The 20953-nt window shown below is 72.6% G+C and carries 24 protein-coding genes; 12 read left to right on the forward strand and 12 right to left on the reverse strand.

Annotated features, from left to right (window positions below; genetic code table 11):
- Positions 1 to 33: 33 nt before the first annotated feature.
- Positions 34 to 981: an NAD(P)H-dependent flavin oxidoreductase gene (locus AB3M81_RS17400; protein ID WP_412905197.1), complete on the reverse strand. Its 948-nt coding sequence runs from the start codon at positions 979 to 981 to the stop codon at positions 34 to 36.
- A gap of 175 nt (positions 982 to 1156) precedes the next feature.
- Here AB3M81_RS17400 and AB3M81_RS17405 point away from each other — a divergent pair, with 175 nt between their 5' ends.
- The 3 genes from AB3M81_RS17405 to AB3M81_RS17415 are packed head-to-tail and all read left to right on the forward strand — an operon-like array spanning position 1157 to position 4296.
- The gene (locus tag AB3M81_RS17405) at positions 1157 to 2068 is read left to right on the forward strand and encodes a crotonase/enoyl-CoA hydratase family protein (RefSeq protein ID WP_412905198.1); all 912 of its coding nucleotides are present in this window, start codon (positions 1157 to 1159) and stop codon (positions 2066 to 2068) included.
- Complete coding sequence (locus AB3M81_RS17410) at positions 2065 to 3672, forward strand: class I adenylate-forming enzyme family protein (RefSeq protein WP_412905199.1); 1608 nt, start codon at positions 2065 to 2067, stop codon at positions 3670 to 3672. Before AB3M81_RS17405 ends, AB3M81_RS17410 begins: the two co-directional genes overlap by 4 nt.
- 42 nt (positions 3673 to 3714) lie before the next feature.
- A complete protein-coding gene (locus AB3M81_RS17415; RefSeq protein ID WP_412905229.1) occupies positions 3715 to 4296 on the forward strand; it encodes a TetR/AcrR family transcriptional regulator in 582 nt (193 codons plus the stop codon).
- A 1-nt stretch (position 4297) separates the two neighbouring features.
- On the opposite strand, the gene AB3M81_RS17420 is transcribed toward AB3M81_RS17415, so the two are convergent.
- The 5 genes from AB3M81_RS17420 to AB3M81_RS17440 form a co-directional block, all read right to left on the reverse strand.
- The gene (locus AB3M81_RS17420; protein ID WP_412905200.1) at positions 4298 to 4975 is read right to left on the reverse strand and encodes a sigma-70 family RNA polymerase sigma factor; all 678 of its coding nucleotides are present in this window, start codon (positions 4973 to 4975) and stop codon (positions 4298 to 4300) included.
- 113 nt (positions 4976 to 5088) lie between these two features.
- On the reverse strand, positions 5089 to 5910 hold the full coding sequence (locus tag AB3M81_RS17425) for a DUF72 domain-containing protein (protein ID WP_412905201.1): 822 nt from the start codon (positions 5908 to 5910) through the stop codon (positions 5089 to 5091).
- 4 nt (positions 5911 to 5914) lie between these two features.
- Positions 5915 to 6886, reverse strand: coding sequence for a TIGR03885 family FMN-dependent LLM class oxidoreductase (locus AB3M81_RS17430; protein ID WP_412905202.1), 972 nt, complete (start codon positions 6884 to 6886; stop codon positions 5915 to 5917).
- Between the two features lie 13 nt (positions 6887 to 6899).
- Positions 6900 to 8396 (reverse strand): FAD-dependent oxidoreductase, encoded by a 1497-nt coding sequence (locus tag AB3M81_RS17435; RefSeq protein WP_412905203.1) that lies wholly within the window; start codon positions 8394 to 8396, stop codon positions 6900 to 6902.
- 10 nt (positions 8397 to 8406) lie between these two features.
- A complete protein-coding gene (locus AB3M81_RS17440; protein ID WP_412905204.1) occupies positions 8407 to 8553 on the reverse strand; it encodes a hypothetical protein in 147 nt (48 codons plus the stop codon).
- A 146-nt stretch (positions 8554 to 8699) separates the two neighbouring features.
- Here AB3M81_RS17440 and AB3M81_RS17445 point away from each other — a divergent pair, with 146 nt between their 5' ends.
- From AB3M81_RS17445 to AB3M81_RS17465, 5 genes are read left to right on the forward strand one after another with little or no spacing between them, the layout of a single operon-like run.
- A complete protein-coding gene (locus tag AB3M81_RS17445; protein ID WP_412905205.1) occupies positions 8700 to 9686 on the forward strand; it encodes an iron-containing redox enzyme family protein in 987 nt (328 codons plus the stop codon).
- Positions 9683 to 9889, forward strand: coding sequence for a CDGSH iron-sulfur domain-containing protein (locus tag AB3M81_RS17450; protein ID WP_412905206.1), 207 nt, complete (start codon positions 9683 to 9685; stop codon positions 9887 to 9889). The genes AB3M81_RS17445 and AB3M81_RS17450 overlap by 4 nt, the downstream gene beginning before the upstream one ends.
- Positions 9886 to 10749, forward strand: coding sequence for an SDR family oxidoreductase (locus tag AB3M81_RS17455; protein WP_412905207.1), 864 nt, complete (start codon positions 9886 to 9888; stop codon positions 10747 to 10749). Before AB3M81_RS17450 ends, AB3M81_RS17455 begins: the two co-directional genes overlap by 4 nt.
- Positions 10749 to 11384, forward strand: a complete 636-nt coding sequence (locus AB3M81_RS17460) for a methyltransferase (protein WP_412905208.1) — start codon at positions 10749 to 10751, stop codon at positions 11382 to 11384. Before AB3M81_RS17455 ends, AB3M81_RS17460 begins: the two co-directional genes overlap by 1 nt.
- Complete coding sequence (locus AB3M81_RS17465; protein ID WP_412905209.1) at positions 11384 to 11608, forward strand: hypothetical protein; 225 nt, start codon at positions 11384 to 11386, stop codon at positions 11606 to 11608. The genes AB3M81_RS17460 and AB3M81_RS17465 overlap by 1 nt, the downstream gene beginning before the upstream one ends.
- A gap of 104 nt (positions 11609 to 11712) precedes the next feature.
- Here AB3M81_RS17465 and AB3M81_RS17470 read toward each other — a convergent pair whose 3' ends face one another.
- Both AB3M81_RS17470 and AB3M81_RS17475 read right to left on the reverse strand, forming a co-directional pair.
- Entirely contained in the window at positions 11713 to 12249 is a 537-nt protein-coding gene (locus AB3M81_RS17470) for a cysteine hydrolase family protein (protein WP_412905210.1), read from the reverse strand.
- A gap of 91 nt (positions 12250 to 12340) precedes the next feature.
- The gene (locus AB3M81_RS17475) at positions 12341 to 13117 is read right to left on the reverse strand and encodes an SDR family NAD(P)-dependent oxidoreductase (RefSeq protein ID WP_412905211.1); all 777 of its coding nucleotides are present in this window, start codon (positions 13115 to 13117) and stop codon (positions 12341 to 12343) included.
- A 30-nt stretch (positions 13118 to 13147) separates the two neighbouring features.
- Between AB3M81_RS17475 and AB3M81_RS17480 the strand changes: the two genes are divergently transcribed.
- A complete protein-coding gene (locus tag AB3M81_RS17480) occupies positions 13148 to 14320 on the forward strand; it encodes an acyl-CoA dehydrogenase family protein (RefSeq protein ID WP_412905212.1) in 1173 nt (390 codons plus the stop codon).
- A 166-nt stretch (positions 14321 to 14486) separates the two neighbouring features.
- Positions 14487 to 15353, forward strand: coding sequence for an LLM class flavin-dependent oxidoreductase (locus AB3M81_RS17485; RefSeq protein WP_412905213.1), 867 nt, complete (start codon positions 14487 to 14489; stop codon positions 15351 to 15353).
- A gap of 40 nt (positions 15354 to 15393) precedes the next feature.
- On the opposite strand, the gene AB3M81_RS17490 is transcribed toward AB3M81_RS17485, so the two are convergent.
- On the reverse strand, positions 15394 to 16050 hold the full coding sequence (locus tag AB3M81_RS17490) for an SDR family NAD(P)-dependent oxidoreductase (RefSeq protein ID WP_412905214.1): 657 nt from the start codon (positions 16048 to 16050) through the stop codon (positions 15394 to 15396).
- A gap of 301 nt (positions 16051 to 16351) precedes the next feature.
- Between AB3M81_RS17490 and AB3M81_RS17495 the strand changes: the two genes are divergently transcribed.
- Entirely contained in the window at positions 16352 to 17953 is a 1602-nt protein-coding gene (locus tag AB3M81_RS17495; RefSeq protein WP_412905215.1) for an AMP-binding protein, read from the forward strand.
- Positions 17954 to 18165: 212 nt separating this feature from the next.
- The gene (locus tag AB3M81_RS17500) at positions 18166 to 18738 is read left to right on the forward strand and encodes a hypothetical protein (RefSeq protein WP_412905216.1); all 573 of its coding nucleotides are present in this window, start codon (positions 18166 to 18168) and stop codon (positions 18736 to 18738) included.
- A 61-nt stretch (positions 18739 to 18799) separates the two neighbouring features.
- On the opposite strand, the gene AB3M81_RS17505 is transcribed toward AB3M81_RS17500, so the two are convergent.
- From AB3M81_RS17505 to AB3M81_RS17515, 3 genes are all read right to left on the reverse strand, one after another.
- Entirely contained in the window at positions 18800 to 19552 is a 753-nt protein-coding gene (locus AB3M81_RS17505) for an SCO1664 family protein (protein ID WP_412905217.1), read from the reverse strand.
- Positions 19549 to 20100, reverse strand: a complete 552-nt coding sequence (locus tag AB3M81_RS17510; protein ID WP_412905218.1) for a DUF3090 domain-containing protein — start codon at positions 20098 to 20100, stop codon at positions 19549 to 19551. The genes AB3M81_RS17505 and AB3M81_RS17510 overlap by 4 nt, the downstream gene beginning before the upstream one ends.
- Positions 20101 to 20200: 100 nt before the next feature.
- Positions 20201 to 20887, reverse strand: a complete 687-nt coding sequence (locus AB3M81_RS17515) for a histidine phosphatase family protein (protein WP_412905219.1) — start codon at positions 20885 to 20887, stop codon at positions 20201 to 20203.
- Positions 20888 to 20953: the final 66 nt, after the last annotated feature.

Genomic DNA, 20953 nt, shown 5'->3' on the forward strand with positions numbered 1-20953 from the left:
AGGGGCTCCCGGGCGCGAGGGTCGTGCGCCGTGTCAGGCGGTGGCCAGCAGGTCGGCCCGCGCGGCCTCGTACTCGCGCTTGAGGCGGGCGACGAGCTCGGCCGCGGGAACGGTCCGGTCGATCACGCCCAGGCCCTGCCCGGCACCCCAGATGTCCTTCCACGCCTTGGCGTCGCTCGTCCCGCCGGAGCCGAAGTTCATCGTCGACGGGTCGCCCTCGGGCAGCGCGTTCGGGTCGAGGCCGGCGGCCTCGATGCTGCCGCGCAGGTAGTTGCCGTGGACGCCGGTGAACAGGTTGGAGTACACGATGTCCTCGGCCGAGGAGTCCACGATCATCTGCTTGTAGTCGTCGACGACGTTGGCCTCCTCCGTGGCCAGGAACGCCGAGCCGACGTAGGCCAGGTCCGCGCCGGCGGCCTGGGCGGCGAGCACCGCGCGGCCGTGCGCGATCGAGCCCGACAGCAGCAGCGGGCCGTCGAACCAGGCGCGGATCTCCTGCAGCAGCGCGAAGGGGGACAGGGTGCCGGCGTGGCCGCCCGCGCCCGACGCGACGGCGATGAGGCCGTCGGCGCCTTTCTCGATCGCCTTGTGCGCGAAGCGGTTGTTGATGATGTCGTGCAGGACGATGCCGCCGTAGGAGTGGACGGCCTCGTTGATCTCGGGTCGCGCGCCGAGCGACGTGATGACGATCGGCACCCGGTGCTCGACGATCGTCGCCATGTCCTCCTCGAGGCGGCTGTTGGAGCGGTGCACGATCTGGTTGACCGCGAAGGGCGCGGCGTCGGTGCCGGCCAGCTCGTCCTCGATCTGGTCGAGCCAGTCCTTGAGCATCGAGGCGGGGCGGGCGTTGAGGGCGGGGAACGAGCCGACGACGCCGGCCTTGCACTGCGCGATCACCAGGTCGGGGCCCGAGGCGATGAACATCGGGGACGCGACGACCGGGATCGACAGGCGGTTCTCCAGGACTGCGGGCAGGGACATCGTTCAACCTCCGCGGCGGCGCCGCTGATCTCGACAGTGCAACGAGTTGCATATTACTTCGCGGCGCGGAGATGCGCCAGCCCTCGGGGGCGGCGGGACCGTCACAATTCATTGACAGTCCGGACGGACTGTGAAATCGTGACGGCGACCACATCCCTCCCCGAAGGAGACGAGCATGACCTTCGCCGGCACCACCGTCCGGTACGAGGTGCGAGACCACCGCGCCTACATCACGCTGGACCGGCCCGACCGCCTCAACGCGATCACGGCCGAGATGGCGCGCGAGATCCACGCCGCGGTGGACGAGGCCAATGCGGATCGCGCCGTGCGGGTCATCGTCCTGCAGGGCAGCGGCCGATCGTTCTGCTCCGGCTACGACCTGAAGGTGTACGCCGAGGGAGGCGTCGACCACCAGGGTGAGGTCTGGGACCCGATCCAGGACTTCCAGATGATGAAGGCCAACACGGACCACTTCTTCTCCCTGTGGCGCTCGGCCAAGCCGACGATCGCGAAGGTGCAGGGCCATGCCGTGGCCGGCGGCAGCGACATCGCCCTCTCGTGCGACCTCGTGGTCATGGCCGAGGACGCGCAGATCGGCTACATGCCGGCCCGCGTGTGGGGTTGTCCGACGACCGCGATGTGGGTCTACCGGCTCGGCGCCGAGAGGGCGAAGCGCATGCTGCTCACCGGCGACACGATCGACGGACGTCAGGCGAAGGAGTGGGGCCTGGTGATCGACGCGGTCCCGGCCGACGAGCTCGACGCCGCCGTCGAGCGGCTCGCCGACCGGATGGCCGGGGTGCCGATCAACCAGCTCGCGATGCAGAAGCTCATGGTGAACCAGGCCCTCGACAACATGGGGCTGCAGAGCACGCAGAACATGGCCGTGCTGTTCGACGGGATCACGCGTCACTCGCCCGAGGGGCGCTGGTTCGTCGACTTCGCCCAGGAGCACGGCTTCGGCGCCGCCGTCCAGTGGCGCGATGCCGGCCGCTTCATCCCCGACGGCGGAGGGCCCATCCCGTCCGCGGGCGAGGTCGAGCAGCTGCGTCGCGACGCCGCCACGGAGCGGGAGGCCGGCCGATGACCACGCTGACCTCGTCGCTGTGGCCCGCCGACACCAGCGAGCCGGTCCTGCCGCTCACCGTCGGCGACCTGCTCCGTGCGGGGGCGGACGAGTCCCCGGACGCCGTGGCACTCGTCTCGGTCGCGCCCGACCGCGCCCCGCGGACCTGGACCTACGCCGAGCTGCTCGAGGACGCCGAGCACGCCGCGGCGTGGCTGCTCGACCGGTTCGAGCCCGGCGAGCACGTCGTGGTGTGGGCGCCCAACGTCCCGGAGTGGCTCGTGCTGCAGTACGGCGCCGCGCTGTCGGGGCTCGTGCTGGTGACGGCCAACCCCGCCCTGCGCGGCGAGGAGCTGCGCTACCTGATCGACGCCTCGCGGGCGTCGGGCGTGTTCCACGTGGCCGACTTCCGGGGCACGGACATGGCCTCGATCCTCGGCGAGGTCGCCCCGCAGGTGCCGGCCGTGCGCCACGTCGTCGACCTGGCGGGCTGGCTCGAGCAGACCCGTGCCGTCCCGCGTCGCCCCGAGCTGCCCGCGGTGGATCCGCACGGACCGACCCAGATCCAGTTCACGTCGGGCACGACCGGCCGCCCGAAGGCGGCCGTGCTCAAGCACGCCGCGATGGTCAACAACGCGCTGTACGTGCGGCAGCGGTGCGGAGCCGAGCGCGGCGCCACCTTCGCGACGGCACTGCCGCTGTTCCACACGGCCGGATGCGGGCTGGCCGCGATGGGCACGTTCGGCGAGGGCGGCACGCTCGTTCTCGGCGAGCTGTTCGAGCCCGGGCTGCTGCTCACCGCGGTCGAGCAGCACCGCGCCCGCGTCCTCGGAGGCGTCCCGGCGATGCTTCACGCGATGCTCGCCCATCCGCGCCTGGCCGAGTTCGACCTGTCGAGCCTCGACGTGATCATGTCCGGCGGCGACCTGGTGCCGCCGGCGATCGTCGATCGCTGGCGCGAGGTCTGCGGCGCCGCCTCCAGCGCGGTCTACGGCCAGACCGAGCTGAGCCCGATCGTGTGTCAGACACGGCCGGACGACGCCCGCGACGACAACCTGTACACGGCCGGCCAGCCGCTGCCGAACGTCGAGGTCGCGATCCTGGACCCGCAGACGCGCGCGGTCCTGCCCGTGGGGGAGGAGGGCGAGATCTGTGCCCGCGGATACCAGACGATGCTGGAGTACCTCGACCGGCCGGACGCCACGGCACAGGCGATCGACGTCGACGGCTGGCTGCACACCGGTGATCTCGGCCGGATGGACGAGCGCGGGTACGTCACGGTCACGGGCCGCATCAAGGACCTCATCATCCGTGGTGGCGAGAACATCTACCCCCGTGAGATCGAGGACCAGCTCGTACGGCACCCGTCGGTGGCCTCGGCGATCGTCATCGGCCTGCGGGACGAGGCGTGGGGCGAGTCGGTGGCGGCCGTCGTCCAGCTCGCGGACGGGGCGCCCCGCCCGACCGCGGAGGAGCTGCACGCGTTCCTGCGCGAGCGGCTCGCGCCACACAAGACGCCGAAGGCGTGGCACGTCGCGACGGACCTGCCGACGAACGCGATGGGCAAGCTGCAGAAGTTCCGCCTGCGCGAGCAGATCGAGGCCGGCACCCTGCCGGCGTTGTGATGCCCGGGGCCGGCGGTCAGTAGGTTGGTGGCCGTGGCCACGATGACTCGCAAGGAGCAGCTCGCACGCACGCGCGAGCGGCTGCTCGACGCGACCGTCGAGTGCCTCGTGACGTACGGTCACGCGCACACCACGACGCAGCGGATCCAGGACGCGGCGGGCGTCTCGCGCGGGGCGCTGCTGCACCACTTCGGCTCCAAGTCCGAGGTCCTCGTGGCGGCGATCCACCACATCGCCCAGATCCGCTTCGACAGCATCAGCAGCACGCTCTCCGAGCTCGACGACGGTCCGGACTCGCTGCGAGAGATGGTCCGCGCCATCCGCGAGGCGATGACCGGGCCTCCGTTCCAGGCGGCCCTCGAGCTGTGGGCGGCCTCGCGCACCGACGAGCAGCTCCGCGCGGCGCTCCTTCCGGCGGAGCGGCGGCTCGGCGAGGCCCTGCGGGAGATGTTCCACCTCCACGCAGGGATCGCCGATCCCCAGGACGAGACCGTGGCGTTCGAGTCCCTCATGGCGCTCGTCCGCGGCCTCGAGCTCACGCGAAACATGCGGTCGACGTCGGACGTCGCCGACCGGGTGGTCGAGGCGTGGCTCGAGAGCGTCGAGCGACTGCGGTCCGCCTGAGTCAGGCGGCGGCGAGGTCGGGGTGGCCGCGCAGCGTGTCGAGCACCTTGGAGATGCGGCGCGAGACCTGCATCTGGCTGATGCCCAGCCGGTCGGCGATGACCTGCTGCGTGAGGCCGTCGACGAACCGCCACTGCAGCAGCTGGCGCGCGCTCCGGTCGAGGTCGCGCAGCGGCCGGCACACGGACGTCCAGTCGACGACGAGGTCGAGGTTGTCGTCGTTGCGGGCCAGCTCGCGGCGGCCACGCAGGTCGTCGACCGAGTCGGGATGGAAGCAGCCGCGGGCGGCGGCGGCGTCCTTGAGCTCCTGCGGCTCGACGCCGATGCGCTCGGCCAGCTCCTCGACGTTGGCGCCCGTGATCTCGGGCAGCTGCTCGGCGACGATGAGGGCCTGGATCTCCTGCAGCCGGCGCGGCGGACGGACCATCCACGCGCGGTCGCGGAAGTGACGCTTCAGCTCGCCCTGGATCGTGGCGGTCGCGAACGGCGGGAACGGCCCCTGCTCGGGGTCGTAGCGGCGGGCGGCCTTGCACAGGGCGAGGCGGGCGACCTGCTCGAGGTCGTCCATGTCGACGCCCCGGCCACTGAAGCGACGGGCCAGGGCGGACGCGAGTCCGAGGTGATCGAGGACGAGTTCGTCCGTGTCCGACTGGCTCGCGGGGTGCAACATCACAGTCATGGTTCCTCCGGTGGGAGAGGGGAACGTCTGGCTGGGGGGCTCAACCTTTTTCACCCTCACACGCGCCCATGGGGTCGGCAACTGGAAGCGCTTCTGCCCGAATGAGGCGCGGATCAGTCCCGCCGCACCCGTCCCAGCAGCCTCACGGCGTCGTGCGGCGCGTGGCCCTCGGAGTCGTTGTCGAAGTACACGTGCACGTCGCGACCGGCCTCCAGCCAGCGCTCGCACCACTGCGCCCAGCCGTCCAGTCCGGCGTCCGAGTAGCGACTGGCGTACAGCCGCGTGTGCCCGTGCAGCCGGGCGTAGGCGACGCTCGACGACGCGATGTCCAGCACGGGCCACGGCTTCGGGGCGTCGTTGCGCACGGCCGCCACGTCGTGGCGGTGCAGCAACGCCTCGAACTCGGGCACCACGAACGACTCGTGCCGGACCTCGAGGACATGGTGGATCGGCACGTCGACGAGGGGAGTCGTCGTGGCGCGCTCGGGCGGCAGCCGGTCGTCGTGCTGCTCGGCGAGCCGTCCCGCCGCCACCGTCGTGCGCGGCAGCAGGCCGAGGAAGCGGTCGATCAGGTCGGCGTCCCACGTGATCGTGGCGGGCAGCTGCCACACGATCGGGCCGAGCCGCGCACCCAGCTCCAGCACGCCGGAGGCGAAGAAGTTCGCCAGCGCCGTCTCGACGTTCACGAGCCTCAGCAGGTGCGTCACGTAGCGGCTGCCCTTGAGCGAGACGACGAAGTCCTCGGGCGTCTGCTCGGCCCACCGCCGGAAGGTCGTGGGCCGCTGCAGCGAGTAGAACGTCCCGTTCACCTCGACCGCGGGCAGCTGCGACGCGAGATACGTCAGCTGCTTCGTGCGGGCCAGGCCCTCGGGGTAGAAGTCGCCGCGCCAGGAGTCGTAGCTCCACCCGCTCACGCCGATCAGGGGACGGGGCACCGGCTCACCCGCCCAGCCGCTCGCGGACCCGCGGGAGCACGTGCCGCCCGAACGCCTCGATGAAGCCGGCCTGGTCGCGCCCGACCTGGTGGACGTAGATGCGCTCCACGCCGAGCCCGGCGCACGTGCACAGCCACTCGACGTGCTCGTCGAGGTCGGCCGAGACGACCACCCCGTCCGCCAGGTCGTCGGGGGTGGCCCCGGCCGCCGCGGCCGCGATCTCGGCGGGCAGGGCGAGGTCCTGCGTGGCGGATGGGTCGAGCACGGCCATGGCCCACTGGTCCACGGCCTGCTCACGGGCCATCCGCTCGTCCTGCGCCCACGAGACGTGGACCTGCACGTGGACGGGACCGTCGCCGCCCGCGCCCCGGTAGGCCTCGACGACGTCGCGCAGGTGGTCCCACGACGCGTTCACGGTGATGAGGCCGTCGGCCCACGTGGCCACCTCGGCCGCGGACTCCGGGGTCATCGCCGCCGCGAACAGCCGCGGCCGGACGGGCGGCAGGCTGTACAGCCGCGCGCGGTCGACGCGGACGAGGCCGTCGTGGTCGACCTCCTCGCCGTCGAGCAGCCGCGCGATCACGTCGGCGCACTCGGCGAGCCGGGCGTTGCGCTCGGCCTTGTCGGGCCACGGATCGCCCGTCACGTGCTCGTTGAGCGCCTGGCCCGAGCCGAGGGCGACCGTGAGCCGGCCGGGGGCGAGGGCGGCGACGGTCGCGATCGCCTGGGCCAGGACCGCCGGGTGGTAGCGCTGGCCGGGTGCCGAGACCGACGCGAGGGGCACGTCCGTCGTGGCCGCCAGCGCGCCGAGCCACGACCAGGCGAATCCCGACTCGCCGTCCGGCGACCAGGGCGCGAGGTGGTCCGAGGACAGGACGGCGTCGAAGCCGGCCGCCGCGGCGGCGCGCGCGAGGCCGAGCAGCTCGGCGGGGCCGAACTGCTCGTGCGAGGCGTGGTACGCGAGCTCCACGGTCATCGCGGCTCCGCGCTCAGGACCCGTCGGCGCGATCCAGGCACGGCAGCGGACGCGTGGCCGGGCCGTTGAGCACCTGGCCGTCGGGCGCGAATCGAGAGCCGTGCAGCGGGCAGTCCCACGTGCGCTCGGCGTCGTTCCAGCTCAGGACGCCCGCCAGGTGCGTGCACAGGCCCGAGACGCGGCGCACGGTGCCGTCGGCGTTGGACTCGGCCACGACCTTGGCACCCTCGCGGTGGACGAGGCCCTCGCCCTCGGCGGGGGTGCGCGACGGCGCCGTGAGCGCGCCGGCGACGCCGGTGACGACCTCCTTGGCGACCTCGGCGTTGATCTTCGCCCGGCCGGCCGCGGAGACCAGCGGAGCGGAGCGGTGCGTCAGCGCGCGTGCCCACGACGGGGCGTCGCCGAGGATGTCCTGTGAGATCGCGATGGCCGCGGCGGTGCCGTTGGTGAAGCCCCACTTCGCGAAGCCCGTCGCGAAGCGGATGTTCCCGCCGCCACGCGGGAGGTGGCCGTAGCGGGGGAGCCCGTCGCCGGTCGTGTAGTCCTGCGCGGACCACGCGGCGATCTCGCGGGCTTCGGGGAAGTGCTCGGCGGTCCACGAGCGCAGCCCGTCGACGTGCTCGAGCTCCGAGCCGGTGCGTCCGACGCCGTGGCCGTTGCCGCCGACCAGCAGGACCGGCCGGCCGTCGGCCGTGCGCGCGTCGCGCAGGGACAGCGAGGGGGAGCCGGCCGACAGCGCCATCGTGGTCGGCGGCGCGTCCAGCTCGAACGCGACGCTGTACGACCGCGAGGGCTCGAGGTCGGCGAACGCCATGCTGCGGTCGAGGATGGGCGAGCCGGTCGTGACGACCATCGTCCGCGGCTCGATCTGGCGGCCGTCGAGCAGCGTCGCGCGGGGCGCGCCCGTCCAGCTCACGTGCTCGACCCGGGCGTCCTCGACCAGCACGCCGCCGGCCGCGCGCAGCTCGCGCACGAGTGCGGCCACGTGGGTCGCCGGGTCGACCTGGGCCTGGTCCGGCAGAACGGCGGCGCCGTGCGTCGTGAACGGCACGTCGAGCTCGTCGACCCACTCGACGGGCAGGCCCATCGCCTGGGCGGAGACGAACTCGGCGCGCGCCCGGGACCGCTGGTCCGGGCTCGCCGCGAACGTGGCCGCCGGGCGACGGTCCAGGCGCACGTCGTGCTCCTCGGCGAAGCGCACGAGCCACTCGAACCCGGCGAGGTTCGCGTCGACGTACGCGCCGACCAGGTCCCGGTCGTGCTGGCGCAGCAGCGTCGACAGCCGCGTGCCCTGCAGCAGCGTCACCTTCGCCGTGCTGCGGCCGGTGTTGCCGGAGCCCGCGCGCCGGCCCTCGACCACGACGACGTGGCGACCGGCGCGGGCCAGCAGCACCGCCGTGGTGAGGCCCGCGATGCCGGCGCCGACCACGAGGTCGTCACACGTCTCGGGCAGGACGTCCTGCGACGGCTCCGCGACGGGAACCTCCCACAGCGGACTGCGTTCGCTCATGCCTCGCCTCTCAGATCGGCCGGGTGGCGAGCTTCGCGTCCTCGCCGGGCTCGTCGTCGCCGGTGCCCTCGTCCGGGGTGTTGGGCTCGTCCGGCGCCGATGCGGGGTCGGCGGGATCGGCGCCTTCGGCGGGTGCCTCGGGGTGCGGAGTGCTCATGGTTCCTCCTCGGATCGGGTGTCGGCGCAGGCGTACCCGGCCGCCCCCGACTCATGCACGGGGCCGCCGCGGGGCACGAGCGTGCATGACGCGGGCGCGCGCGGGTACGTCGGCGTCGACGCCTGAGGCACGAGGGAAGGACACGGATGAGCACAGCGGTCATGACGGAGCGGGGCGAGGCCACCGCGATGGGCCTGCCGAGGCCGCGGGGCGAGCTGAGCGCCGCAACGGTCGCCGCCCTGTCCGGAGAGCTGCCCTGGGACCGCCTGCCGCGGGTCCGCGCCTCGAGCGACGAGGACGGCCTGCTCACCGCGTGGATCGCCCACGAGCTGCACCACCGGGGATTCCCCGGCCTCGAGGACGCCGAGTGGACACCCGAGCTGATCGCCGTGCGGATGCGCGTCGAGCGCGAGCTCGAGGCCCGGCTGCGCGAGCGCGCCGAGGGCCGGCTGCCCGCGTCGTCGGAGCCGGACGCGCTGCTGGACTTCGTCCGCGAGCACCCCGGCCGCTCCCTCGCCGCGTACGTGCAGCGCTCGGCCACGACGGAGCAGGTGCGCGAGCTGCTGTGGTTCCGCACGCTCTACCACCTCAAGGAGGCCGACCCCACGACGTGGACCGTGCCGCGCCTGCCCGCCCCGTCGCGCGCCGCGCTGGCCGAGCTCCAGTACGACGAGTACGGCGCCGGCAAGCCCGGCCGGCTGCACGCGCACCTGTTCACGCAGGGGCTGCGGGCCTGCGGGATGGACGCGCGCGAGAACGCCGCGATCGACGACGTGCCTGCCGAGGTCCTCGAGATGAACGTGACGCTGACGATGTTCGGCCTCCAGCGGCGCCTGCGCGGCGCCTCGGTGGGGCACCTCGTCGCGTTCGAGGCGTCGAGCTCGGGTCCGTCGCGCAAGCTCGCACGCGGCCTGCGCCGCCTGGGCTTCCCCGAGGAGATGGCGGCGTACTACGACGAGCACGTCGAGGCCGACGCCGTCCACGAGCAGACCGCCGCCCGCTTCATCGCCGGCGCCCTGCTCGAGGCCGAGCCCGAGCTCGCCGAGGACGTCGCGTTCGGCGTCTTCACGTGCCTCGACCAGGAGGACCGGTTCGCCGAGCACATGTTCGCCCGGTGGGGAGTGGACGCGTGAGCCGCGGCGTCGACCTGTGGGTCTGCCCCAACGGCCCGCTGCTGGTGCGCGGCGACATCGGCGTGCGCACCGAGGACGGCGAGGTCCACCGGACCGAGCGCCCCGTGAGCGCCGTCTGCAGATGCGGCAAGTCCGCATCGCTGCCATGGTGCGACGGGACCCACCAAGTGATCCGATTCCGTGACGAAGGAGATTCCGCATGACTGAGGACGAGGCCGGCTTCCCGGCCCAGCAGCAGGAACCGCCCGGAACGACGGGCGAGATGGAGCCCAAGCCCGATCACGGCGAGGAGAGCTACGTCGGGTCGGGCCGACTGGAGGGGCGCAAGGCGCTCATCACCGGTGGTGACTCCGGCATCGGCCGCGCGGTCGCGATCGCGTACGCCCGCGAGGGCGCCGACGTGGCCTTCACGTACATGCCTGAGGAGGTCGAGGACGCCCGCGAGACGTCGCGCCTGGTCGAGGAGGCCGGCCGCACGTGCCTGGCCATCGAGGCCGACCTGCGCGACAGCGCGACGTGCGACCGCGTCGTGGCGCACGCACACGACGGGCTCGGCGGCCTGGACATCCTGGTCAACAACGCCGGCTTCCAGATGGCGCGCGACGGCAGTCTCGAGGAGATGAGCGACGAGCGTCTCGAGCGCACGTACACGACCAACGTGCTGGCGCTGCTGTGGCTGACCCGCGCCGCGCTGGCCCACCTGGGCCGTGGCTCGTGCATCATCAACAACTCCTCGATCCAGGCGTACGACCCGTCGACGAGCCTGCTCGACTACGCCTCGACGAAGGCGGCCATCAACAACCTCACGGTGAACCTCGCCGCCGACCTCGGCGAGCGCGGCATCCGCGTGAACGCCGTGGCGCCCGGACCGATCTGGACGCCGCTGCAGCCGGCCACCCAGCCGGAGGAGAAGATCGAGCAGTTCGGCGCGGACACGCCGCTGGGCCGGGCCGGCCAGCCGGCCGAGGTGGCGCCGGCCTTCGTGTTCCTCGCGTCCGAGCGCGACGCCAGCTACGTGTCGGGCACCGTCCTGGGCGTGACCGGCGGAAAGCCGGTCTTCTGATGCTGCAGCAGGCGCCCGCGGAGCAGGTGATGACGTTCGGCGGTCGCGAGATCAGCTACGACGAGACGGTGCTGACGCCGAGGCCGTGGACCGAGGGGCAGTCGCACTGGGCCCGGGAGCTGCTCGACGAGGCACCGCCCGGGCGCGTCCTCGAGGTGTGCGCCGGTGCCGGCCACATCGGCCTGCTCGCCGTCGTCGGCACCGACCGCGAGCTCGTCCAGGTCGACGCGGACGTCAGCGCGTGTACGTGGGCGCTCAAGAACTCGCGGGCCTGGGGCGTCGAGAGCGAGATCCGCCTGGGGTCCATGATCGACGTCCTGGAGCCCGACGAGCGGTTCGCGCTGATCATCGCCGACCCGCCGTACCTGCCCACCGACGGCGTCGGCCAGTACCCCGAGGACCCCGTGACCGCGATCGACGGCGGCGCCGACGGCCTCGACCTTGCCCGCATGTGCCTCGACGTCATGACGCGGCACCTGGGGCGCGGCGCCGTGGGCCTGCTGCAGCTGCGCGACCTCGACCAGGGTGAGCAGCTCACGTCCGACGCGGCCGCGAGGGGACTCGAGGTCGCCGAGGGGCGACAGTTCGACGGGGGAGCGGTCCTGCTCCTGCGCAGAGTGACGGAGGCGATCTGATGACCGAGCCGATCGACGACGAGACGGCCCGCGGCCGCGAGGCCAAGCTCGATGACCTCACGGTGGACCCGCGCCACGAGGACAAGGACGAGCCCGGCGGCAACGGCGAGCACGGCACCGAGACCGAGACGGTTCCGGGAGTCGAGGGTCCCGAGGGCGTGCCCGACCTGGGCGTCCCGGACGATCCGGGCACCGGCGGCCCGGGCGACGAGGGCGGCGAGTAGTCCCGGCGATCGAGTGGCACCGCGAGGAACGAGCGGGCGTATCGAGATCCTGACGTGGTCTCGATACGCGGCTCGTTCCTCGCCGGGTGCTCGACCACCGTGAGTCAGGTGAGGTCGTCGGGCGTGACGACCTGCTGGCGGTACTGCTCCTCGAGCCACTTCAGCGCGGCGGTGTGCCGCTTCTCGTCGTAGGACGTCACCGCGCCCTCGGCGATCGAGACCTTGAGGTCGTGCGCATAGGCGGTCGCGGCGGTCATCGCGATGCAGGCCTCGGTCACGACGCCGGCGAGCACGATCTCGTCGACGTCGAGGTTGTGCAGGCGGTCGAGCAGGTCGGTGCCGTGGAAGGCGTCGTCGCGACGCTTCTCGATCGACAGGTGCGGGTCGACCTCCAGCTCGCGCAGCCGCTCGATCCCCTCGGTGCCCTCGAGCACGACGGGCTGGTCGTCCTCGCGCATGTTGAGCGCCCACGTCGACTTGTCGCGCGGCAGGACGGTGCGCACCTCGATGACGGGCACGTCGTTGTCCCGCGCCCAGTCGATCCAGCCCTGCACCGCGCGGACCAGGTCCTCGCGCTGCTCGGCCAGCGGGGGCGGGTTCAGGAAGTCCTCTTGCAGGTCGATCAGCAGTAGTGCGCGCACGCGTCCATCCTCGCGTCGACAGCGCTGAGTTGCACGTTCGGCCAGCGACACGCCGTGCGCGAGTGGCCGAACGTGCAACTCAGCGTGGTGGTCACTTCGGGGGCATGCGGATGGCGCCGTCGACGCGGACCGTCTCGCCGTTCATGTAGGAGTTCGTGACGCACTCGACGACCATGCTGGCGAGCTCCTCCGGCTTGCCCAGGCGCTTGGGGAAGTTGACCGACTCGCCCAGCTTGGCCTTGAACTGCTCGGCCGCCTCGCCCTCGCCGTAGATCGGGGTGTCGATGAGGCCCGGGGCGACCGTGTTGACGCGCACGCCCACGGCGGCGAGGTCGCGCGCGACGGGCAGGGTCATGCCGACGACGCCGCCCTTCGAGGACGAGTACGCCGCCTGGCCGATCTGGCCGTCGAACGCGGCGACCGACGCGAGGTTGCAGATCGCGCCGCGCTCGCCGGAGTCGAGCGGCTCGGTGCGGCTCATCGCGGTGGCCGCGAGGCGCAGCGCGTCGAACGTGCCGATCAGGTTGATCGCGATGACCTTCTTGTAGGCGTCGAGGTCGTGCGCGGACTCGAACTGCCCGTCGCGGCCGACCGTGCGCTGCGCCCAGCCGATGCCGGCGGAGTTCACCAGGACGCGCAGCGGCGCCAGCTCCTCGGCGGCGGCGATGGCGGTCTTGATCTGCTCGGTGTCCGTCACGTCGACGTGGATGAAGACGCCGCCGACCTCCTGGGCGAGGGCGTTCCCGGCCTCGTCGTTGAGGTCCGCGACGACCACGCGGGCGCCGCGCTCGGCGAGTTGACGTACGACGGCCGCGCCGATGCCCGAGGCGCCCCCGGTGACGATGGCTGATGCTCCACTGATGTCCATGCCCTGATCCAACCATCCGGTCGGTGGTCCATGCTGGAGGTGCTGCCCACCACCCAGGAGGACCCCGTGGCCGTCGACCGTGTGATGCCCAGCGACGAGGCGAGCGACCTGATCGCGCTGACCCGCCAGATCGTCGACGCCGAGCTGCGTCCGCGCGTCGACCAGGCCGAGCGCACCGGGACGTTCCCGCGCGACGTCTTCCGCACCCTCGGCCGCGCCGGCTTGCTGGGCCTGCCGTACGCCGAGAAGCTGGGCGGGGGCGGCCAGCCCTACGAGGTCTACCTGCAGGTCGTCGAGGAGATCGCGATCGCGTGGGCCAGCGTCGGCGTCGGCACGAGCGTGCACGCGCTGAGCTGCTTCGGCCTCGACCATGCCGGCACGCCCGAGCAGAAGCAGCGGTGGCTGCCCGACATGCTCGGTGGCGAGCTGCTGGGCGCGTACTGCCTGTCGGAAGCGCACGCCGGCTCGGACCCCGCGGCGATGCGGACCACGGCCAGGCGCGACGGCGACGAGTACGTCATCCGGGGCGCGAAGGCGTGGACCACGCACGGCGGCCAGGCGGACTACTACAAGGTCATGGCGCGCGCCGACGCCGGCATCACGTGCTTCCTGGTGCCGGCGGACGCGCCCGGGCTCACCGCCGACGTGCCCGAGGACAAGATGGGCCTGATGGGCTCGACGACGGCCACGATGCTGTTCGACGACGTCCGCGTGCCGGTCGAGCGGCGGCTCGGCGACGAGGGCCAGGGGCTGTCGATCGCGCTCGCGGGGCTCGACTCCGGCCGGCTCGGCATCGCGGCCGTCGCGACGGGCGTGGCGCAGGGCGCGCTCGACGCCGCGGTCGCCTACGCCAAGGAGCGCGAGGCGTTCGGCGTGCCCATCATCGACCACCAGGGCCTGACGTTCCTGCTCGCCGACATGGCCGCCGCGGTCGAGAGCGCCCGCGCGACGTACCTGGCGGCGGCCCGCCTGCGCGACCTCGGCCGGCCGTTCTCGCGGCAGGCGTCGATCGCGAAGCTGGTCGCCACGGACAACGCCATGAAGGTCACCACCGACGCGGTCCAGGTGCTCGGTGGCGCCGGCTACACGAAGGACTTCCCGGTCGAGCGCTACATGCGCGAGACCAAGGTCATGCAGATCTTCGAGGGCACCAACCAGATCCAGCGCCTCGTGATCGGCCGGGACCTCAAGAAGCGCGGCTGACCCCAGCCCGCCCGGCCCGCTCGCGGCCCGCGGTCCGCCCGCCGCCCTCCCGACTTTCTGGAACACGTTCCACGGTTCCGCGCCGAGATGACGTGGAGAGCGTTCGAGAAGTCGAGCGGTGGCGCCCCGGACGGCACCCGGCCCGACGCGGTGCCAAGGTGGAGCCGTGGAAATCGGGGTGCACCTGCCGCAGGTCGCGTTCGCGGGGACGCCGCTCGACGGGGCGCACCTGGGGTCCGTGGTCGACGCCGCGCGGGACCTCGGCTTCGCGGCGCTGAGCGCCAACGACCACCTGACGTTCGCGCGGCCCTGGACCGACGGTCCGACGCTGCTCGCGGCCGCGGCGCCGCGCGCGGGCTCGCTCGAGCTCGCCACCACGGCGGCGCTGCCCGTCCTGCGCGGACCGCGCGCCTACGCCGCCGCGATGCAGGCGCTCGACCAGCTCGCGGAGGGACGCGTCGTCGCGGGCGTCGCGGCGGGATCGTCGCCCACCGACTACGAGCTGGCCGGCGTGCCCTGGCAGGAGCGGTGGCGCCGGTTCGACGAGGCGCTCGGGTCGCTGCACCTGCACCTCGGCCCCGACGTGCCGTTGTGGGTGGCCAGCTGGGGCTCGGCCGCAGGCCTGCGACGCGTCGCCGAGTACGGGGACGGCTGGCTCGCGTCGGCCCACCGGATGACGCCCGCCGAGTTCGGTGCCGCGCGACGGCGGCTCGCCGCCGCGTGTCACGAGCGAGGACGCCCCGAGCCGCCGCACGCCCTCGTCACGATGTGGACCTTCGTGACCGAGCACCCGGTCGTCGCCGAGCGGATCCTCGTCGACGTGCTGGCGCGCGGGCTCGGCCGCGATCCCGCGACCCTGCGCGGACGGGTGTGCATCGGGTCGGCCGAGGCGTGCGCCGAGCTGCTCTCGCAGTACGCCCGGGAGGGCTGTCGTCGCGTCCACCTGTGGCCCGTCGCCGACGAGGTCCACCAGCTCGAGCGCATCGCGAACGAGGTCCTTCCGCTCGTGAGGCCGGTGCCGGCCGGGAGCTGAGCCGGCCCACGCGGCGCGTCCCCCACGGACGAACGGGGACTCAGGACGCGAGCGGCTCGTAGGACTCGGCGACCGGAGCCAGGTCGAGCGGGCCCACCGCGTGCAGCCGCGCGCCGCGCGCGCGGAACGCGGCGGCCATGTGCGCGGCGTACCAGTCGAGGAACGTCGTGCTCAGCCCCTGGGCGATCGTCGGCGCGAGGCGGACCGGCCCGAGCTCGGCCAGCCGGGTCAGCGCCCGTACGACGGCCTCCGGGTTCGTGGACGCCCTGGCCAGCAGCCGGCGGGGGACCGCGGACACCCAGGGCCCGGCGCCGGCCTCGCGCGTCGCGTGGATGAGCGTCGTGCCGGGTGCCGCGACCGCCAGGGTCGCCGCCGTCACGTTCACCGTGCCGAGGACATGACCGCGCAGGATCTCGGCGGGGGAGGAGCCCACGACGCCGGCCGCGTGCACGACCGTCGCGATCGGGCCGGCCTCGCGTGCGGCGGACATGAGCGTCTCGACCGAGCGCCGGTCGGCCGGGTCCGCGACGATCGACTCGGCCGAGACCCCCGCGGAGTCGAGCTGGTCGAGGGCGCGGTGCAGGCGCTCCCGGCTGCTGTCGCTGAGCACGACATGGTGCTCCCGCGCCAGCAGCTTCGCGCTGCGCAGGCCGGTCTCGCCGCATCCCCCGGTCACGACAGCCACGGAATGGGGCATGTGCTCGCTCCCTGTCTCGGACGTGGACCTCGGTGTCCACTCGACCCATCGTGCGCGCTTCCGACCTGCGAGACGAGAGGAAGCGCGACATTCCTCAGGTATCTGAAAACCGCGGCATTGGAGGCAAAACGCGTAACTGCGGATGTCACTGACGGTTACAGCCCTGTGACCAGAGTTACTGATGTGACGTACGTCTCACTCAGTGGGGCCTTCGTTTTCCGCGCTCGCCTCCCACGTGAAGTGACCCGCTGGTAACCTGCGTCACATTGCACGGTCGAAACCAACAGGATCTGGAGAGACAATGGGCGACCTCGGTTACAAGTTGACGGTGCTGCGGCGGATCGGGCTGCTGAAGGCCCAGAACCCCGTACGCCTCGTCAAGGCGGGCAAGAAGCTGGCCTCGTGGGGTCCGGGCTTCCCGTCCGCGCTCGGTGCCGCCGCGGCCCGCAAGCCCGACCAGCTGGCGATCATCGACGACGCCGGCCAGCTGACGTGGCGCGAGGCCAGCCAGGCCGTCAACCGCCTCACGCAGGCGCTGAAGGATCGCGGCTTCGTGCCCGGCGACCCGATCGCCGTGCTGTGCCGCAACCACCGCTACATGGTCATGGCGATGGTCGCGATCTCGCAGATGGGCGGCCGCATGCTGCTGCTCAACACGATGGCCAGCGCCGGCCAGCTCAGCGAGCTCGTCAAGCGCGAGGGCGCCAAGATGGTCATCCTCGACCAGGAGTTCCTGCCCGTCGCGAAGGACATCGACCACGACAAGCTCGTCGTGGCGTGGGAGGACGACGACAAGCACGGCCTGCCCACCCTCATGGGCCTGCAGGAGGGCAAGTCCGACGCCGACCACGACAAGCCCGAGAAGCCCGGCGGCATCGTGATCTTCACCTCCGGCACGACGGGCCTGCCCAAGGGCGCCAAGCGCAAGGAGCCCGAGAACCTCGAGCCGCTGCTGACGTTCTTCGGCTCGATCCCCTACGAGGGCAACTCGACCGTCGTGGTCGCCGCTCCGCTGTTCCACTCGTGGGGCCTGCTCAACTTCGGCTTCGGCCTGTCCACGGTGCCCACGTTCGTGCTGCGCCGCCGCTTCGTGCCCGAGCAGGTCATCCGGGACATCGCGCAGTACAAGGCGAAGGTCCTGGTCGTCGTGCCGCTCATGATGCAGCGCCTCGTCGACGCCGACCCCGAGGTCATCAAGAGCAACGACGTGTCCAGCCTGCAGATCACCGCGTCCAGCGGTTCGGCCCTCGCTGGCGAGCTGGCCACGCACTTCATGGACACGTTCACCGACTCGGTCTACAACTTCTACGGCGCGACCGAGACCGGCTGGGTCACGATCGCCAACCCGAAGGACCTGCGCGACGCGCCGGGCACCGCGGGCCGCGTGCCGTGGCACACCGTGGTCAAGGTGCTCGACGAGAACGGCCACGAGGTGCCGACCGGCCAGACCGGCGTCATCTACGTCGGCAACTCGATGATGTTCGCCGGCTACACGGACGGTCGCACGAAGGACTTCCGCGACGGCCTCATGCACTCGGGTGACCTGGGCTACTTCGACGAGGAGGGCCGCCTGTTCGTCGCTGGCCGCGACGACGACATGGTCATCTCCGGCGGCGAGAACGTGTTCCCGCGCGAGCTGGAGGACGCCCTCATCGAGCACCCGAGGGTCCAGGACGTCGTCGTCACCGGCATCCCGGACGCGCAGTGGGGCCAGTGCCTGGCGGCCTACGTCGTCCCGCGCGAGGGCGAGACGCTCACCGAGGACGAGGTCGTCGAGTACGCCAAGGAGCACGTCGCCCGGTTCGCCGTGCCGCGTGCCGTGATGTTCCTCGACGAGCTGCCGCGCAACCCCACCGGCAAGGTGATGAAGCGCGAGCTGCCGAAGTTCGACGCGACGGCCTGAGCCGCCGCCGACTCCGACGCCCGGTCCCCTCGAGGGGGCCGGGCGTCGTTCGTTCCCGGTCGCCACGCGTGTGGTGACGAAGTCCCGGGAGGTCGGTGACCAAGGTCCCGGAGAAGTCCGGGCCTTCGCCTCATCCCCGCGGCCCGGCGCGTCACTAGCGTCAGGAGTGACCCCACAACGGTGTGGGATCACCGCACAGAAGGAACAGCATCATGCGTCGTTCGGCACTCGACAAGCTCATCTCGTGGACGGGCCTGGCCCTGGCAGCACTCCTGGTCGTCGCCGGTGGATTGACGTCCTGGGCGCACTTCTTCATCGCCGACCAGGTGCAGACCCAGCTCACGGCGCAGGACATCACGATGCCCGAGGGTGACGCCCTGGAGAGCCTCTCGAAGGCCGACCGCGAGGCGCTCGAGCCCTTCGCCGGCAGCCGCATGGACACCGGCGCCGAGGCCCGCGCCTTCGCCGACCACTACATCCTCGCCCACATGAACGCCTCGAGCGACAACCGCACCTACGAGGAGGTCAGCGGCGAGTTCCTCGCGCTGGACGACGCGGCCAAGGCCTCGGCCGAGGGCCAGGAGCTCGGCGCCCTGCGCCAGTCGCTCTTCATGGGCAACACCCTGCGCGGCCTGCTGCTCTACGGATACGCCTTCAGCACGATGGGCACCATCGCCGGGATCGCCGCCATCGCGTCCTTCCTCGGTGCCGCGCTGCTGGCCGTGCTGAGCTTCCTCGGCCTGCGTCACGCGAAGACCCGCGAAGCGGAGATGGCCACCATCTGATCCGCCTCGCATCCCACCAGACGGCCGTCCGGGCCCCCGACCGGGCGGCCGTCGCCGTGTGTCAGAAGGGTGGCCACGGCACCGCGGGCATGTCGCCCTCGGGTGCCGGGAAGACCGGCTCGGCCAGCAGCCGGTCGCAGCGCGCGACGAGCGCGTCCAGCTCGGGATCGTCGAGCAGCGTGGCGAGGTCGTCGGCGAGGTCGCCGTCCAGCCCGTCGCGGACGCGGCGGACGCCCGCGACCTCGTCCTCGGTCAGCGGCCGGCCGAGCCAGCCCCACAGGACGGTCCGCAGCTTCGGCTCGGTGTGGAACGTCAGCCCGTGGTCGACGCCGTGGCGGTGGCCGCCGGGCATGGCCAGCACGTGGCCGCCCTTGCGGTCCGCGTTGTTGGCCAGCACGTCGAACACGGCCATGCGCCGCAGCGCCGCGGTGTCCTCGTGGATGAGCGAGACGGGACGGTCCTCGGCGTCGAGGCCGTCCAGGACGTGGCACCAGTCGCGCGGCAGCTCGTCGGCCGGGACCAGGGTGACGGGCTCCTCGTCGGGCTCGCCGTCCTTCCACTCCTGCAGCATCCCGACGCCGTGCGGGCCGTCGCCCAGCCACGTGCGCGGGACGACGTCCCAGCCGAGCGCCTCCGAGAGCCGCCACGCCGCGACCTCGCGGTGGGCGAGGATCACGCCGGGGAAGTCCCACAGCGGGCGCTCGCCGGCGACGGGCTTGTAGACGACGCGGGTGCCGTCGAGCAGGCCGACGAAGGTGGCGTTGGACGCCGGCAGGATCCGCCCCTCCAGGACGAGGTCCGACCCAGCGGTCACATCAGCTCTTCCGGGGGCTGGCAGACGTGGCCGTCGGGATCGATCGGGGCGAAGCACAGCGGGCACGTGGGGCGGCCGGCGCTGACGATCTCGCGGGTGCGCTTGCAGAACGAACGGGCCGCGCCGACGGGGATGCGGACGTGCAGGACCTCGGCGGGCTCCTCCGGGTCCTCGTCGACGAGCGAGGCGGGGGAGTCCTCGACCAGCGGGAACGCCTCGATGACGACCTGCGCGGTCGAGGGGTCGAAGCCCAGCGACAGCATCCCGACCCGGAACTGCTCGACGACGGGGGTGTCGAGCGGGTCCCGGTCGTCGAGACCCTCGGGGGCCTCGGCCGGCACGCTGAAGGGGTTGCCCTCCTGGATCATGAGCTCGTCGAGGACCTCGTCCAGCTTCTCGGCGAGGGCGGCCGACTGCTCCTTCTCCATGCCCGCGCTGACGAGCCGCTCGCCGGCGCGCGCCTGGAGGTAGAAGGTGCGCTCCCCGGGGCGGCCCACCGTCCCGATCACGAGACGATCGGGCCAGTCGAACTCGTACCGTTGCGCCATGTCCCCATGCTAGGAGCGACCCCGAAGCAGCGCCGCCCGGGCGTGGAGGATCACACCGCCGCCGGCGTGCGGGGCGACGGCCGGGGGCGGCGCCTCGAGGTCACCGCGATGCCGGACCCGCGCCTCCGCCGACGGGCGCGTCCGCCGCGGGGGCGGGCGCCCGCAGCCAGCCGAGCTCGCCGGCGGTGGTGTTCACCGCGATGAGCGTGGGGCGCTGCGGGGCGTACCGCACGATCGACACCGAGGCCGGGTCCACGTGCAGGCGCTGGAAGAGGTCCAGGTGCATCCCGGCGGCGTCGGCGAGCACCGACTTGATGACGTCGCCGTGCGAGACCGCGACCCAGACCGCGGCCGGCCCGTGCTCGGCCTCGATGCGGGCGTCGTGCGCGCGGACGGCCTCGACGGCGCGCGCCTGCATCGCCATGAGGGACTCGCCACCGGGGAACGTGGCGGCGGACGGATGGCCCTGGACGGTCTTCCAGAGGTCCTCCTGCGCCAGCTCGCTCAGCGGCCGGCCCTGCCAGTCGCCGTACCCGCACTCGGTGATCGCCTCGTCGACGGTCGCCTCGAGGTCGTGGTGCGCCGTGATCGCCTCGGCGGTCTCGCGGCAGCGCTCCAGCGGACTCGTGACGACCTCGACGACGGGGACGTCGGCCAGGCGCGCGCCCGTGCGGCCCACCTGCTCGCGCCCCGTGTCGTCGAGGTGGACGCCGGGCAGCCGCCCGGCCAGGGTGCCCGAGGTGTTCGCGGAGGAACGCCCGTGACGGACCAGCAGCACGATCGCCATGGCCCCGACCCTAGTGGGAGAGCGGAAGTCCCCCGAGGTGTGAGCGACGCGCCCGGGCCGGCTGCA

It is taken from the genome of Aeromicrobium jepli, assembly GCF_047246605.1.
In the GTDB taxonomy this organism is placed as follows: domain Bacteria; phylum Actinomycetota; class Actinomycetes; order Propionibacteriales; family Nocardioidaceae; genus Aeromicrobium.

Coding starts and splice junctions, on each gene's coding strand:
- AB3M81_RS17435 (WP_412905203.1), bottom strand. CDS start 8,396: ATGAGCGAACGCAGTCCGCTGTGGGAGGTTCCCGTCGCGGAGCCGTCG.
- AB3M81_RS17500 (WP_412905216.1), top strand. CDS start 18,166: ATGCGTCGTTCGGCACTCGACAAGCTCATCTCGTGGACGGGCCTGGCC.
- AB3M81_RS17480 (WP_412905212.1), top strand. CDS start 13,148: ATGCTGGAGGTGCTGCCCACCACCCAGGAGGACCCCGTGGCCGTCGAC.
- AB3M81_RS17515 (WP_412905219.1), bottom strand. CDS start 20,887: ATGGCGATCGTGCTGCTGGTCCGTCACGGGCGTTCCTCCGCGAACACC.
- AB3M81_RS17410 (WP_412905199.1), top strand. CDS start 2,065: ATGACCACGCTGACCTCGTCGCTGTGGCCCGCCGACACCAGCGAGCCG.
- AB3M81_RS17460 (WP_412905208.1), top strand. CDS start 10,749: ATGCTGCAGCAGGCGCCCGCGGAGCAGGTGATGACGTTCGGCGGTCGC.
- AB3M81_RS17400 (WP_412905197.1), bottom strand. CDS start 981: ATGTCCCTGCCCGCAGTCCTGGAGAACCGCCTGTCGATCCCGGTCGTC.
- AB3M81_RS17445 (WP_412905205.1), top strand. CDS start 8,700: ATGAGCACAGCGGTCATGACGGAGCGGGGCGAGGCCACCGCGATGGGC.
- AB3M81_RS17430 (WP_412905202.1), bottom strand. CDS start 6,886: ATGACCGTGGAGCTCGCGTACCACGCCTCGCACGAGCAGTTCGGCCCC.
- AB3M81_RS17495 (WP_412905215.1), top strand. CDS start 16,352: ATGGGCGACCTCGGTTACAAGTTGACGGTGCTGCGGCGGATCGGGCTG.
- AB3M81_RS17455 (WP_412905207.1), top strand. CDS start 9,886: ATGACTGAGGACGAGGCCGGCTTCCCGGCCCAGCAGCAGGAACCGCCC.
- AB3M81_RS17415 (WP_412905229.1), top strand. CDS start 3,715: ATGACTCGCAAGGAGCAGCTCGCACGCACGCGCGAGCGGCTGCTCGAC.
- AB3M81_RS17405 (WP_412905198.1), top strand. CDS start 1,157: ATGACCTTCGCCGGCACCACCGTCCGGTACGAGGTGCGAGACCACCGC.
- AB3M81_RS17510 (WP_412905218.1), bottom strand. CDS start 20,100: ATGGCGCAACGGTACGAGTTCGACTGGCCCGATCGTCTCGTGATCGGG.
- AB3M81_RS17465 (WP_412905209.1), top strand. CDS start 11,384: ATGACCGAGCCGATCGACGACGAGACGGCCCGCGGCCGCGAGGCCAAG.
- AB3M81_RS17420 (WP_412905200.1), bottom strand. CDS start 4,975: ATGACTGTGATGTTGCACCCCGCGAGCCAGTCGGACACGGACGAACTC.
- AB3M81_RS17440 (WP_412905204.1), bottom strand. CDS start 8,553: ATGAGCACTCCGCACCCCGAGGCACCCGCCGAAGGCGCCGATCCCGCC.
- AB3M81_RS17490 (WP_412905214.1), bottom strand. CDS start 16,050: ATGCCCCATTCCGTGGCTGTCGTGACCGGGGGATGCGGCGAGACCGGC.
- AB3M81_RS17475 (WP_412905211.1), bottom strand. CDS start 13,117: ATGGACATCAGTGGAGCATCAGCCATCGTCACCGGGGGCGCCTCGGGC.